This is a genomic window from Actinomycetota bacterium (assembly GCA_040755895.1).
In the GTDB taxonomy this organism is placed as follows: domain Bacteria; phylum Actinomycetota; class Aquicultoria; order Subteraquimicrobiales; family Subteraquimicrobiaceae; genus Subteraquimicrobium.
Map to the genome: position 1 here is coordinate 16475 of JBFMAG010000025.1, position 14562 is coordinate 31036.

General features: G+C 47.6%; 13 protein-coding genes and 1 riboswitch. All 13 genes read right to left on the reverse strand.

Translation table 11 applies throughout. The annotated features are described in order from the left end of the window. Window positions 1–3: 3 nt before the first annotated feature. A complete protein-coding gene (locus AB1466_01035) occupies window positions 4–402 on the reverse strand; it encodes a prepilin-type N-terminal cleavage/methylation domain-containing protein (protein MEW6188687.1) in 399 nt (132 codons plus the stop codon). A gap of 60 nt (window positions 403–462) precedes the next feature. Further along, window positions 463–1251 (reverse strand): prepilin peptidase, encoded by a 789-nt coding sequence (locus AB1466_01040; GenBank protein MEW6188688.1) that lies wholly within the window; start codon window positions 1249–1251, stop codon window positions 463–465. Window positions 1252–1606: 355 nt separating this feature from the next. Further along, window positions 1607–1978 (reverse strand): type II secretion system protein, encoded by a 372-nt coding sequence (locus AB1466_01045; protein MEW6188689.1) that lies wholly within the window; start codon window positions 1976–1978, stop codon window positions 1607–1609. 119 nt (window positions 1979–2097) lie between these two features. After that, window positions 2098–2174, reverse strand: a riboswitch (cyclic di-GMP riboswitch). A gap of 230 nt (window positions 2175–2404) precedes the next feature. After that, a complete protein-coding gene (locus tag AB1466_01050; protein ID MEW6188690.1) occupies window positions 2405–3619 on the reverse strand; it encodes a type II secretion system F family protein in 1215 nt (404 codons plus the stop codon). A 27-nt stretch (window positions 3620–3646) separates the two neighbouring features. After that, window positions 3647–4792, reverse strand: coding sequence for a type IV pilus twitching motility protein PilT (locus AB1466_01055; GenBank protein ID MEW6188691.1), 1146 nt, complete (start codon window positions 4790–4792; stop codon window positions 3647–3649). A gap of 149 nt (window positions 4793–4941) precedes the next feature. Then, window positions 4942–6618, reverse strand: coding sequence for an ATPase, T2SS/T4P/T4SS family (locus tag AB1466_01060; protein ID MEW6188692.1), 1677 nt, complete (start codon window positions 6616–6618; stop codon window positions 4942–4944). 77 nt (window positions 6619–6695) lie between these two features. Continuing rightward, a complete protein-coding gene (locus AB1466_01065) occupies window positions 6696–8366 on the reverse strand; it encodes an ATPase, T2SS/T4P/T4SS family (protein MEW6188693.1) in 1671 nt (556 codons plus the stop codon). Beyond that, on the reverse strand, window positions 8353–9234 hold the full coding sequence (locus AB1466_01070) for a shikimate dehydrogenase (protein ID MEW6188694.1): 882 nt from the start codon (window positions 9232–9234) through the stop codon (window positions 8353–8355). Before AB1466_01070 ends, AB1466_01065 begins: the two co-directional genes overlap by 14 nt. A gap of 16 nt (window positions 9235–9250) precedes the next feature. Then, a complete protein-coding gene (locus AB1466_01075) occupies window positions 9251–9769 on the reverse strand; it encodes a YqeG family HAD IIIA-type phosphatase (protein MEW6188695.1) in 519 nt (172 codons plus the stop codon). Between the two features lie 13 nt (window positions 9770–9782). Continuing rightward, the gene (mltG, locus tag AB1466_01080) at window positions 9783–10847 is read right to left on the reverse strand and encodes an endolytic transglycosylase MltG (protein MEW6188696.1); all 1065 of its coding nucleotides are present in this window, start codon (window positions 10845–10847) and stop codon (window positions 9783–9785) included. Further along, a complete protein-coding gene (gene ruvX / locus AB1466_01085) occupies window positions 10801–11241 on the reverse strand; it encodes a Holliday junction resolvase RuvX (protein MEW6188697.1) in 441 nt (146 codons plus the stop codon). The genes mltG and ruvX overlap by 47 nt, the downstream gene beginning before the upstream one ends. Then, on the reverse strand, window positions 11241–13892 hold the full coding sequence (gene alaS, locus AB1466_01090) for an alanine--tRNA ligase (GenBank protein MEW6188698.1): 2652 nt from the start codon (window positions 13890–13892) through the stop codon (window positions 11241–11243). Before alaS ends, ruvX begins: the two co-directional genes overlap by 1 nt. Next, window positions 13892–14562: AI-2E family transporter (locus AB1466_01095; protein MEW6188699.1), on the reverse strand; the 671-nt coding region annotated here is incomplete at its 5' end. The genes alaS and AB1466_01095, both read right to left, overlap by 1 nt.

Consider the following 14562-nt stretch of genomic DNA (forward strand, 5'->3'; position numbering starts at 1 on the left):
TGCTTATAGCTTCCTTGTCCTGTAAGTTACCAGTGTTACGGCTTGCGTTTGACCTTCCCTGGTCCAGCTCACCTTAACCGTAATTCTCTTAATATCCGCATCCGAATTTGTGATCTCAGAAGGCGAAGAGACTATTGTCACCTCACGATTAAAGATCTTACCCCCTACAGTTCTTGTATCCGAGTAAGTGCCGTCTTGAAGATCGGGATCATCATAGGCTTTATTCCTCAGGTACTCCATCTTCTCTTGGGCAAAATTGGTGGCAAGATTCTTATCCTTGGAGGAGGAGACGAACCCAATCCCTTCATAAAACATGATGAATATTGGAATTAAGATGAGAGCGATGATCGTCGCCGCCCCTAAAACTTCGAGTAGGGAAAATCCTTTCTCGCCTCGTGTCATCACTCACACCACTTTCTGTAAAAATTGCTCGCTATTTTTATCGGCATCGCAGGTGGGGAGCTAAAGACGGAAAAATCTTAGAGAACATAAGCTTAAATAGTAGTGGAAAATCTGAGGACCGAAAAATAGAGTTATGAGTCCACCGAGGGCAAGGAATGGACCGAAGGGAATGATATCCCTCCTGCTCATTTCCTTGAAAATGATGAGTGCAATGCCGGCAATGGCTCCCAAAAGAAAGCCAAGGAATAGAGCGATCAGCACATACCAGCCCAGGAATATACCCAAAAAGGCTGCAAGCTTTATATCCCCTCCCCCCATTCCCTCCCTCCTCAAAAAAAGATGAGCCAATAATGCCACCAACAGCAGTAATCCTCCACCGATGAAAAATCCAATCAATGAGGAGCTCATCGCTTGAGGGTTGGACAAAATCACCAAGATGGCCTGTATCACCAAAGCCGGCAAGATCACCTTATTGGGTATGATTTTATGCTTTAAATCGATGGCAGCGACCAGCAGAAGAATGGAGGTGAAGAATGAAGCCGATAAAAACCTGGTGCTCGGCCCGAATTTTAAGAAGCAAAATAAAAACAGGAGTCCAGTCAATAGTTCCACCAGGGGATATTGAATGGATATCCGCCCTTCACAGTAACGACACCTGCCCTTGAGCAGAAGATAGCTGACAAGCGGAATATTGTCATAAATCTTGATGACTCCTCCGCAGTGGGGACAATGAGAGTTGGGGAAAATGATTGATTCTTTCCTTGGAAGACGGTAAATACAAACATTCAAGAAGCTTCCAACGGCTAATCCGAATATGAAAAAGACCAATCCCATTATCCCCTTTAGCATATCTCCTCCTCCATTTCGAGAGCCATTCAATGACCCTTTAAATTTTATCGACCTCTTCGCCGCCATTATTTAACCATATAAATTAACTTTAGTTTGGCAAATTTCCTAGATAACTGTTTTTATCTCCTTAAATACTTGTCTTTCGTGGTAAATGCAAAATGAAAAAATGAAAATGAAAAACGACAAAGAAAAATTAAAAAAGAGAATAATTTTGGATTTTACATCGTGATTTTCCATTTTTCACTTTGAATTTTTAATTTAAAGGTAAAAAGCTGCGCAAACTTAAATTTTGCCAAAGTACAGTAAATTAAAAAAGTGGCACCATATGGGTGCCACTTCCCCCTTTAGGCTAATTTTAGTACGAATGACCACTGTAACCACCTGGACACTTCGCATATGGAGGATCTGCAGTCTCATCAATATTGTAGAAAGCATCAGCTTTCGGGCACTTCGGTGCAGCCTTGAGATATTTCCCCGTTACCAAAGGATGAGTGTCGTCCAACACCTGATTCGCATCTGCTATGCCAACGATGGGATAGACATCTTCAGTAGCCTTGTAGGTGGTTATTGCTCCATCGATGGTTCTTAAGTTCGCCTGACAAGTTCTCCTTTGAGCGCTCTCACGTGCCACGTTGAATACCGGAACTGCGATGGCAACCAAGATGGCAATGATTAGAACGACGACCATTAACTCGATCAAGGTGAAACCTCTTTCCTTCCTAATCATCTGTTTTCACCTCCTTGCATAAGAAAATTTAAATCGCATTTGGAGCTCCAACCTCACCTCCGAGAAAAGAAAACGCAAGCGGTCTAAGTAGCTTGCGTTTTCTTAAAGAGTATTCCATATGAGGCAGCCCGGCTAACTTAGACCAAGTCCCGTAGCTTTGCGCCCCCCGCTCTCACGGGGTTTGCCCTTATCTCTTTTTCAAGGTACCTCTAAAAATATATCGACACTTGCCAAGAAAAACTTAATTGCATTATCCGGAGACCGCTCGGGTCTCGCCTCGCTACAAAGCTTTGAGAATGCTTAAGAAGTTTTCATAGGCGAGGCTAGGCTCCGGCACTTTTTAAGCACTTACCCCCCTCAAATTGTAAGTGCAAAACCAACTCGTTAATGGTCCAACCTAATTTTAAAGACGGGCTTATTCAGGTACTATTTAATCAGGGTAATCACCTTGAACATCGGCATATACAGGGAGATGATTATGCCTCCAATTAAGGTTCCCATGACCACGATCATTAAGGGTTCGATCAAAGAAGTGAGCGCATCCACCGTGGCCGAAACCTCCGAATCGTAGAAATCGGCAATCTTATTCAACATGGAGTCCAGGGCTCCCGTCTCCTCTCCAACGGCGATCATCTGAACCACCATTGGGGGAAACACGGTGCTTTCCTCCAGAGGTCTCGCAATGGTTTCACCCTCCTTGATACTTGATCTGGTCCTCTTCACGGAGGTAGCAACCACGGCATTGCCCGAGGTTTCCGCCACAATGTCCAAAGCCTGGAGTATGGGGACGCCACTGGAGACCAAGGTTCCCAGGGTTCGAGCAAATCTAGCTATGGATATCTTACGAACCAAGAGTCCGACGATGGGCAAGCGTAATTTTATCCTATCGATCTGCAATCGACCAGTTTCGGTCCCTCCAAACCATCGGAAGGCATAAACTAATGCTATGGTGATGAGCAATCCTATGTACCAAAAATTTTGCATGAAACGGCTTGCGGCCAGCAAAATCCGAGTGGGTAGAGGGAGTTCGCCACCCAAACCCTCGAACATCCTCACAAAAATTGGAACAACAAAGGTGATCATGGCAAATAAGATGAGCATGGAAAAGCCGAACATAGCAGAGGGATAAGCCATCGCCGATTTTATCCTTCCCTTCAACGCCGTTTCCTTCTCATAATGTTCGGCTATTCGAAGCAATACCTCATCGAGGACTCCACCGGTTTCTCCGGCTCTTATCATATTGATGAACAAGGGAGAGAAAATTCTTGGATGCTTTGCCAAGGCATCGGAAAGTGCCTGTCCCGCCTCGACATCGTGCTGAACTTCGGCAATCACCTGGGCCAGGGCGGAATTTTCGGTTTGCACGCTCAAAATGTCCAGGCATTTGGTCAGGGAAAGACCAGCATTTATCATGGTGGCGAACTGACGGCTGAACACTGTGAGATCCTTCAATTTTACTCTTTTAAAGCGCCTAAGGGCTTCGTCAAGACTGGGGATTTCAGCTTTCTCCTTAATATCCAATACGATGTATCCCATTTGGCGCAATTTATTGGCAACGGTGATTTCGCTATCGCCTTCGAGGGAGCCCATTATTATCTTGCCCTGTCCATCACGAACCCTATAGGTAAAGGTTGCTGCCAATGATTACACCTCCAAACCGAATTCGTCCTATCCCGCTCGACCAAGAAGCTGCCTTATATCGTGGGAGTCGATTGCCCGGGCCACAGCCATCTCGTAAGATATCTTTCCCCTCCTGTAAAGATCGGCTAAAGCTTGGTCCATCGTCTGCATCCCGTATTTCTGTCCAGTTTGCATGACGTTGTAAATTTGGTGCGCTTTCGCCTCTCTAATGAGATTTCGAACTGCTGGGGTGGCAAAAAGAACCTCCACGGCAACCACTCTACCCCTTCCATCTCGAGTCTGCAGGAGTTGTTGAGCTACTATCCCCTGCAGGGTACCAGCGAGTTGGATCCGTACCTGCTGCTGTTGATGCGGAGGGAACACGTCGATGATCCGGTCGATCGACTGAGGAGCATCTGGAGTGTGAAGGGTTGCAAAGACTAGATGTCCCGTTTCGGCAGCGGTTAACGCAATAGCGATGGTCTCAACATCGCGCATCTCCCCTATTAAGATGACATCGGGATCTTGACGCAATACATACTTGAGGGCATTCGCAAAGGATTTGGTATCCGAGCCAACTTCCCTCTGATTAACGATGGACCTCTTGTGGTGATGGAGATACTCTATGGGATCTTCGATGGTCATTATATGGACGTTTCGTGTCTCATTGATGATGTTGATCAAAGCGGCGAGTGTCGTTGTCTTTCCACTACCGGTTGGTCCAGTGACCAACACAAAACCTCTTGGTCTTCTAGCCAGCGTTTCCAGAACCTTCGGGAGACCCAACTCCTCAAGGGTTTTTATCTCCACAGGGATGAAACGGAAAGCTGCGGCGAGAGTATTTCGCTGATAATATATGTTGACTCTGAATCGGGCTTTCCCAGGTAAGGAATAGGAGAAATCAAGCTCCAAATTCTTTTCCAACTTCTCCCGCTGCTCCGATGTAAGGATGCTATAAACCATCTCCTTGGTATCCTTGGGAGTTAGTTTGGGATAATCCAGGCGAATAAGATCTCCATGAATTCGTATTACGGGAGGAGTTCCCACCGTAAGGTGCAAATCCGATGCTTCTCTTTGCAAAACCTCTTCTAATAGATCGGTCAGTTCCATGGATTCCCCCATCTTATTGGTGACATCGCCAATATTATCGGCAAATTCGCAGCATTCATTAAATATAAGTGGGTCATAAATCACCAAATGTTTCTCTGAAGGGGTGGGCTAGAGGCGACTCTGAGCACGCCGTTAAACGAAGTGAGCTCGAAGAGCTGCCCAAATTGCGTGAGAGGAGTGGGTGAAATACTGGAGGGAATTTTGTAGGTATTCGGAACTCGAGATTCGGGATTTTAAACTATGACCCTCATTATCTCCTCGATGGAGGTGATTCCCAGACGCACCTTCTCGAAGCCATCCTGCCTTAGGGTTTTCATCCCCTCGGCGATGGCTACCTCTTTGATCTCCTCAGCGGTGGCCTTTTCCACGGTAAGACGCTTAATGGTCTCACTCATCAACATTATTTCATAGATTCCTATTCTTCCCTTATATCCAGTATCATTGCACTTGCTACAACCTTTGGGACGATAAAGGGAGGGTACATCATCGCCCTCCAAGGGGAAACCGATCTCCTTCAGTGCTTTTGGGGAAGGATTATGGGGCTCTTTACATTCCTTGCACAATCTTCTGGCGAGTCTTTGAGCCTGAACACAATCAACGGCTGAAGAAATAAGAAATGGAGGAATCCCCATCTCCGTAAGTCTGGTGATGGCTCCGGGAGCATCATTGGTATGCAGGGTCGATAACACCAAATGTCCCGTTAAGGCTGCTTCTATTGCTATTTGCGCGGTTTCTCTATCTCGAATTTCGCCCACCATTATGATGTCGGGTGAGGACCTCAGGATTGACCTTAAACCTCTAGCAAAGGTTAAGCTAGCTTTGGGATTTATCTGAATTTGATTGATACCGGGTAATCTGTATTCCACTGGATCTTCTATGGTAACGATGTTTTTCTCCGGTATATTGAGGACATTTAATACCGCATAAAGAGTGGTCGACTTACCACTCCCGGTGGGTCCGGTGACCAAGATGGTCCCATAGGGCTTCGTGAATGAGGATTTGAATCTCTCGAGGCTCTCTGGGAGCATGCCCAAATCATCCAAATCCATCAGAATGCTTTCCTCCTCTAAAATACGGAGAACGACCCTCTCCCCGTGAACCGTGGGAAGAGTGGCCACCCTGAAGTCATAAGCCTTCCCCCCAACGGTTAGTCCACAATGTCCATCCTGGGGCTTACGACATTCAGCGATGTCCATTCCGGCCATAATCTTAAAACGGGAAACGAGAGCGGGTTGGATTCCCTTTGGGGAGCGCATGACCTCTTGGAGAACGCCATCCACTCGATATCTTACTCTTAAGTTCTTTTCCTGGGGTTCGATGTGGATATCGCTTGCCCGGTCATGGATCGCCCGGGTGATTATCAAATTTACCAGCTTTACGATGGGTGCCTCCTCGGCGATCTCGTGAATTTTCTCTACGGGGATTTCCTCCTCTACCTCCATGATACCTTCAATCTCCCGTCCCAGTGCCTCACCCATTCTGTAATAATGATTGATGGCGGAGAGGATATCGAATTCCGTGCTCACCACGGGTTTTACATCGTAACCCGTGACGATCCTCAAGTCGTCGATGGCAACGATATCATCGGGGTTGGCCATGGCCACGACCAGCCTATCGCCCTCGAAATCGATGGGGAAGATGAGATACCGCCGGGCCATCTCCTCCGAAATTATGGCTACGGCGCTGGCATTGACCTTATAATCTCCCAAATCAACGAAGGAAAGACCCTTCCTCTTCGCAAGGACGGAGGTTAAGGTGTCTTCGTTAATTAATTTCATATCCATGAGGACCTGGGCTAAAGATTTTCCACTCTTCCTTTGAACCTCCTCGGCCCTCACCAGCTGCTCCGGGGTCACAATCCCCTCATTCATCAGGATTTCCTTGAGTTCTTCATCCAATTTTGTCACCATATCCATTCCACCTTAGTTTGCTTGCTAGCTGATTTGCTGGTTTGTTTCTAGCCAACAAGCCAGCCACCAGCCAACAATTAAACTATGACCCTTATTATCTCCTCGATGGAAGTGATTCCCAGACGCACCTTCTCGAAGCCATCCTGCCTTAGGGTTTTCATCCCCTCGGCGATGGCAACTCTCCTGATTTCCTCAGCGGAAGCCTTTTCCACGGTAAGACGCTCGATGGTTTCGTTCACCAGCATGACTTCGAATACACCTATCCTACCTTTATAACCCGTTCCATCGCATTTGCCACAGCCCCCGGGTCTATATAAAGTTGGTACCCCCTTATCCCCGTTCAGAGGAAAACCGACATCTCGTAAAATCTTTGGATCTGGAGTATATGGTTCCTTGCAATGGCTACATAGCCTCCTTGCAAGTCGCTGAGCGACGATGCAGTCCACTGCGGAGGAAGTAAGAAATGGTTCCACCCCCATCTCCGTTAGCCTGGTAAGGGATGAAGGAGCATCGTTCGTGTGCAGAGTGGATAGCACCAGATGACCGGTGAGTGCCGATTCTATGGCTATCATAGCCGTCTCCACATCACGGATCTCGCCTATCATTACGATATCCGGATCGTTCCTCAATATGGAACGGAGTCCCGTTGCAAAGGTTAAACCCGCTTTGGGATTCACCTGAACCTGATTGATGCCGGGAAGTCTATACTCGACCGGGTCTTCAACCGTGATGATGTTTTTCTCAGGTGAATTTAAAACATTGAGAACAGCATATAGTGTCGTGGTTTTACCGCACCCAGTGGGTCCAGTGACCAAGATGGTCCCATAGGGCTTCGTGAATGAGGATTTGAATCTCTCGAGGCTCTCTGGGAGCATACCCAAGTCATTGAGATCCATCAAGATACTTTCCTTCTCCAGGAGACGGAGTACGATTTTTTCCCCATGGATCGTGGGTAAAGTTGCCACCCGAAAGTCAATCGATTTTTTATCGAGGGTTAAGCCAAAACGCCCGTCCTGGGGAATGCGACGCTCAGCGATGTCCATTCCGGCCATAATCTTAATGCGAGAGACGAGACCGGGTTGGATTCCCTTTGGGGAGCGCATGACCTCATGGAGAACGCCATCTATTCGATATCTTATTCTTAGGTCTTTTTCCTGAGGTTCGATGTGGATATCATTTGCTCGCTCCCGCACGGCTTCCGTGATGATTAAATCGACCAGTTTGACCACGGGGGCTTCTTCGGCTTCTCGCTCCTCCGTTAAGGCCTCGCGAACCTCGCTTTCGGCGGCAACGGTCTCCGCCACCTGCTCGATGGTTTTATCTATCCTTGCGTATTGATGGATTGCGCTGAGGATGCCCGATTCCGTACTCACCACGGGTTTTACATCGTAACCCGTGACGATCCTCAAGTCGTCGATGGCAAAGACATTGGCAGGGTCGGCCATGGCCACGACCAGCCTATCGCCCTCGAAATCGATGGGGAAGACGAGGTATCGCTGGGCCACTTCCTCGGAAATTATGGTTGCGGCATTGGGGTTAATCTTGTAATCCTCCAAATTTATGAAGGGGAGGTGCATCCTTTGAGCTAAGGTCTTTGCGATATCCCCCTCGGTGACGTATCCAAGATCGACGAGAGTTCGCGCCAGCGATTTATTATCCCTGGACTCTAAGGCCTTTTGCAGTTGTTCCTCCGTGATGAGACCGGCTTCTATCAAAATTTTGCCCAGTCTCTTTTTAACCCTCACCATGGCGATCTTCCTCTAAAGCTTCCTCCAGAGCTTTGCGCATTACCTCTATGGGAGGTTCTAAATTCGTCCAAATCTCAAAAGCTGCGGCACCTTGATGGAGAAGCATGCCTAATCCCCCAAGGGTACGGGCTCCCTTCTCCTTGGCCATCTTGAGGAGCAAAGTCTCCCTTGGTCTGTAAATCAAATCACACACGAGATGCTTAGGATTTAGCAACTCTATGGGGAAGGGAAGTTTCCCGCTTTTCGGATCCATACCCACTGGAGTGGCATTGATCACCAGTTCAGCCTTTAAAAAGACGCGAGATAGATCGGCTTCGAAATCCATTGCCTCAACTTCGCAGGAAGGAAAGTTCTCCCGGAGAAGTCGACTGAGAGAACGTGCTCTTCTCAAGGTGCGATTGACTATGGCTATATAACTTGCTCCCGCCAAGGCTAGAGAAACCGCTACGGAACGAGCGGCTCCTCCCGCTCCCACAATCAAGACATTTTCCCCCTTCGGATCGAATTTCGCATCCCTTTGAAGGGAGGCTAAAAATCCCCTTCCATCCGTGTTATATCCGATTAATCTGTGTCCCTTCACGTGAATGGTGTTTACCGCTCCCACAACCCGAGCATAGGAGGCGATCTCATCCAAAAACTGGATGACTTCCTCCTTGTAAGGCATGGTCACATTTATCCCCACAAAATTGAGGGCCCTTACACCCTCCAATGCCTGATGAAGAAAGGGTCTCTCTACTGGAAGGGGCACATAACACCAATTCAGACCCAGGTGCTGAAAGGCCGCATTATGGAGCACCGGAGAAAGTGTATATCGCAGGGGATAACCGATGATTCCCGTCAATCTTGTTTGACCATCGATTCTCAACATCCACCTCACCCGAACTTTACTCTGTGCTATTCTTAAGTAAATTCCTTTCTCGCAATTTTTTAAGCACTAGTCTCTCCAGCCTGCGCAGAAATTTCGTGTGCAACATTTCCTGGGGACTTATGGGGACCACTAGAATGGTTTTTAGCCCCAATCTATTCCCTCCTAATATATCGGTAAATATCTGATCTCCAATAACCACAGTTTGCTCAGGGGAAACATCGAGCATTTTAATTGCCCTCAGGAATGCCCTCTGCCTGGGTTTTCCCGCGGGAGCCAAGAGGGGTAATTTGAATTGACTAGCGATCTCACTTGCCCGAGTGGTCCAGTTATTGGAGAGGATGCAGATTCGAAATCCCTGGAGGATGGCCTCTTGAAGCCATCGACGAATTCTCTGAGGAGTTTCTCGCTTGTATCGAGGAACGAGGGTATTATCCAAATCTATTATCAAACCCTCGATACCCTCGCGTTTAAGCTCGGCCAAATCAACCTCACATACCGAATCATAATATTTACCTGGGCAAAGAAGCCTCAACAACTCTTAACACCTCTTATTTTGTGCTTTTTGCCCTCCGCTTTGCCTCCAAGAATTCCTCATAGGAATTGGTGAAAGTATGTCTCCCCCCTGGATCGGTAACCACATAATACAGGTAATCTACCTGCGCTGGGTTTAACGCCGCTCTTATGGACCCCAAACCGGGGTTGCATATTGGACCTGGGGGAAGTCCGGGATGTAGATAAGTATTGTAAGGAGAGTCAATTTTCAGATCCTCTTTGGATAACTTCGGCTTCCATCGCGGTAAAGCATATTGAACCGTGGCATCTATTTGAAGGAGCATCCCCTTGTTGAGGCGGTTATATATGACGGCCGAGATCAAACTTCGCTCCTCGGGGACCTTCGCCTCCCTTTCAACTAACGAGGCTATCGTTATCACGTCATGGAAAGTTAAATTTCTCTTCTCAGCTTCAGACCAGTTGAGGGAGGATATTTCCTTTTCAAACTGGGTGAGCAACATATCTATAAATTGTTTTGGGGTGGTGTCTTCGCTCATGATATAGGTTTTTGGAAAAAGATAGCCCTCTAAACCGGGTGTGGTATTACTTTCTAGAAAATCATAATTAAAAATCCCCAATGTAGTACCATTCTTCGCAAGCTGCTCGAACTCCTCAGCATTTATCTCCGTTTTGGCTCCAATTCTCCCTGCGATTTGATTGATGGTGAATCCCTCGGGTATTGTAACCATGAAAATTCTTTTGAGCGGTCCCTTGAGAAAAATATTTAAGACCTCTATATGGGATATTCCCCTTCTAAACCTGTACTTACCGGGCAAGATGTTTATTCCCTTGATTCTCACCAAGAGTTGGAAAAGATATGGTTCAGACAGGATTTCCTTTTCGACCAAAAGATGGGCTATTTTAGAGGTCGGAGTCTTGGGTTTGATCACCAATTCCACCGCTCCCCCCTTGGGAGGTCGATAAAGGGCGAGAAAATAAAGGAAGATTAAGAGGAAAACCACTACGACGGAGACTAAAATCCTTCTAAATTTTCCCGCTCGAATCTCCCCCCAGTTAGGAATGGGCAGATTTAAACCCCTCCCCCCTGCGCAGACTATCAAGATATCCCTGTAAAATGAGGGTGGCGGCGACCTTATCTATCACCATTTTTCTCTGAGCTCGCCTTACATTGGCTTGCAGGAGAGCCTTCCTCGCTGAAAGTGTGGTTAACCTCTCATCCCAACACTTTATGGGTAACTCCAGTTGTGAGGAGAGCTTCTTCGCATATTTCTTGACCATTCTGGTTTGAGGACCTGAACTTCCATTTAAATTAAGGGGAATACCCACAATTACCTCGTCTACCTGGTAATTTTCAATAAGTTCTTTAAGTTTCCGAACCTCGCGGGAAAAATTACTCCTCTTAACAGTGGTCAGACCCTGGGAGGTTTTGCAAAGAGGATCGGAGATGGCAACTCCAATATTTTTCGCTCCAATGTCAAGACCCATCTTTCGCATTAAACTCCGCCTTTCCCCTTTTTATGCAGATGTTTTTCGATGTATTTTAAAGCCTTATCTAAAGCTTGAGATATATTCTCCGGTTTCTTTCCTCCCGCCTGGGCAAGATCTGCCCTACCCCCTCCGCCACCACCAATGATGGGGGCTATTTTCTTGAGCAGATCACCCGCGTGAAAACCGTTGGCTACTAGGTTCGGCGTGGCGGCGGCAATTAGCATGGCTCTTCCACCATGTGAAGCTCCCAGAACCATGATACCACTCTTAATCCTCTTCCTTAAAACATCGACAAATCGCCTCAAACTCTCCATATCCTTGGCCTCTATTGTCCTTATGAGGACTTTGATCCCATTTACCTCGCGAGTTGAAGCCAGAAGGGTGTCAACCTGATGCTTAATGAGCTGAATCTCAAAGGACTCTATCTCCCGCTCCCTCTCCTTAAGAGTGGCCAGTATGCCGGTTATTCTCTCTGGTATTTCGGGAATCGTTCCCACTCTCAGCAGGTTGGTGGTCTCCTTGAGAATCTCCTCCCGGCCGTGGATATAATCTAAAGCTCTACTTGCGGTTAAAGCTTCTATTCGCCTGAGGTTTGTTCCGATGCTCCCCTCGCTGACTATCTTAACCAGTCCGACTTGACTCGTGTTCGCCAAATGGGTTCCCCCACAAAGCTCCTTGCTGAAATTGCCGATCTCCACAACTCTCACAAATTCGCCATATTTCTCTCCAAAGAGGGCAATGGCTCCGATATCCTTGGCGAATTGAAAGGATGTGGTGTAGCATTTGACGGGGTGTCCCTCAAAAACTTTATCGTTGATGAGTTTTTCGACCCTCCAAACTTCCCCATCACTTAGGGCCGCAAAGTGAGTGAAGTCGAATCGCAATCTATCGTGATCCACGAGGGAACCCGCTTGCTTGACGTGTTTGCCCAATACCGTCCTTAGCGCCCAGTGAAGCAGGTGAGTGGCCGTATGATTGCGACAAATTTCCGTTCTTCTTTTAAGATCGATGGTGGCCTTAGCCTTTTGGCCCGAGCGAATGGTTCCCTTAATCACCTTCCCCAAATGAACATAAAGGTCAGGAAGGGGAGACTGGGTATCCGCTATTTCTACCGTACCGGAAGAGGCCTCTATGAACCCCCTATCTCCGACTTGGCCTCCCATTTCGGCATAAAAGGGGGTTTTCTTGAGAACTATTTCAATCTCGTCGCCCTCTTTAGCCTGAGGTACCACCACACTGCCACGGATTATAGCTTGAATCGTCGTCTCAACGCTTTCCAGCGAATAGCCTATGAATTCACCCTTGCCATATTGGTCAAAAACTTGCGTATAGACCTCCTTTGGCTTGGCAACCCGATCTTGCCAAGCAGCCCGTGCCTTTCTACGCTGCTCCTCCATGAGTTCATCAAATTCTCTCTCATCCACGGATAATCCGTCCTCTTCCGCTATCTCCCTGGTCAACTCCAGGGGGAAACCATAGGTATCATAGAGTTGGAAAGCAATATCGCCACCGATCCGATCCATCTCCTTTGATTTTGCCTCCCCAATGACCCCACTTAAAATGCTCAAACCTGATCTCAGAGTTTGGGAGAATCTCTCCTCTTCACTGGCGGCAATGCGGATTATGAATTCTTGGCTCTCTTTGATCTCGGGATAGGCATCCTTCATGGATTCCACGACCATTTGAACGAGATCCGGAAGGAACGGTCTCTCGATTCCCAACAATCGACCGTGACGGACCGCCCTTCTTATGAGCCTCCGGAGGATGTAACCTCTCCCCTCATTTGAGGGTAGAACTCCGTCACCAATGAGAAAGGTTATCGCCCTAACATGATCCGCGATGATCTTAACGGAGATATCGGATTTTTTGTCCTTCCCGTACCTTATCCCACTCAAGTTTATGGTTTTATCAACTATGGGTTTAAGAAGGTCGGTCTCAAAATTTGTGGGTACATCTTGCAGGATCGAAGCCACTCGCTCCAAACCCAGTCCCGTGTCGATGTTCTTCTTGGGCAGAGATTCAAGATATCCCTTCTCGTTTCGGTTATACTCCATAAAGACCAGGTTCCACACCTCCCGGAACCTGTCGCAATCACAGTGGATTCCGCAATCGGGTCGCCCGCAACTCCGGTCCTCCCCCAGATCATAGACCAGCTCGGAACAGGGACCACACGGTCCCGTAGGGCCAGCGGACCAGAAGTTGTCCTCCTCCCCCATGCGCACGATCCGAGCCTCGAGAATGCCGATCTCACCTCTCCAGATCTCCAATGATTCATCGTCGTCCTCAAAGACGGTAATCCACATTCTACCCGGATCGAGTTTCAAATTTTGTGTTAAAAATTCCCACGCCCAAGCGATGGCTTCCCTCTTGTAATAATCCCCAAAGGAGAAATTCCCCAACATCTCAAAGAAGGTCAAATGTCTCGCCGTGTGACCAACCCGCTCAATATCGCTGGTACGAACACACTTCTGGCAAGTAGTAATTCGGGTGTGGGTTGGTTTCATCTCACCCTGGAAGATGGGCTTAAACTGCACCATCCCCGCAGCGGTGAGGAGCAAGGTAGGATCATCGGGCACCAGAGAGGAGCTGGGAAAAACCGCATGACCCCGTTCCTGAAAGAAGGCCAGGAATCTCTTTCTTATCTCACTACTTTTCATCAAACTTCACCCATCTGTTCACCGGATTTTTCCAGAAAATGATAGACCAACGCCTTGCCCGCCGCAGCGATGGGTATGGCCAAAATTATCCCCATAATCCCAAAAAGTACCCCTCCTATCAATAAAGAGAATATCACAACCACGGGATGTAAGTTAACCTGCCGACTTATGATATTGGGCGAAAGAAGCATTCCATCGATCAATTGAATTATTATCATGGCAATGATGACTAAAACGGCGAGAGTGGGTGACTTTATCAAGGCAACCATTGCAGCCAAGGCTCCTCCGGCAATGGGACCGAAATAGGGAATGACGTTCAATACTCCGGTGATGACGCCCAGAACTATTGCGAAGTCAACTCTCAATATGGTAAGGGCAATGCCACAAAGGACTCCAACGGCGAGGGCCACCAAAAATTGTCCTCTAAGGAATCCTCCCAGCACCACATCGATCTTATGGATTATCTCAAGGGCTTCCGAGCGATATTTTCGGGGAATGAGACCGCTCATGGTGGCCTTTATTGACCTTAAATCCTTTAAAATATAGAAGGCTATGAGCGGGGCTAGGATGAGATGAAGGATGAGTGAAAAGATATCCATGGTCACTCTCGGAATGCGCGAGAAAATCTCCATCCCCACATCTTTAACCTTCTCGAGGTACCCCTCGAATA

Excerpts from the sequence above, each read along its gene's own strand:
- alaS (MEW6188698.1), bottom strand. The coding sequence starts at position 13,892 with ATGAAAAGTAGTGAGATAAGAAAGAGATTCCTGGCCTTCTTTCAGGAA.
- ruvX (MEW6188697.1), bottom strand. The coding sequence starts at position 11,241 with ATGCGAAAGATGGGTCTTGACATTGGAGCGAAAAATATTGGAGTTGCC.
- AB1466_01035 (MEW6188687.1), bottom strand. The coding sequence starts at position 402 with ATGACACGAGGCGAGAAAGGATTTTCCCTACTCGAAGTTTTAGGGGCG.
- AB1466_01070 (MEW6188694.1), bottom strand. The coding sequence starts at position 9,234 with ATGTTGAGAATCGATGGTCAAACAAGATTGACGGGAATCATCGGTTAT.
- AB1466_01065 (MEW6188693.1), bottom strand. The coding sequence starts at position 8,366 with ATGGTGAGGGTTAAAAAGAGACTGGGCAAAATTTTGATAGAAGCCGGT.
- AB1466_01045 (MEW6188689.1), bottom strand. The coding sequence starts at position 1,978 with ATGATTAGGAAGGAAAGAGGTTTCACCTTGATCGAGTTAATGGTCGTC.
- AB1466_01060 (MEW6188692.1), bottom strand. The coding sequence starts at position 6,618 with ATGGTGACAAAATTGGATGAAGAACTCAAGGAAATCCTGATGAATGAG.
- AB1466_01040 (MEW6188688.1), bottom strand. The coding sequence starts at position 1,251 with ATGCTAAAGGGGATAATGGGATTGGTCTTTTTCATATTCGGATTAGCC.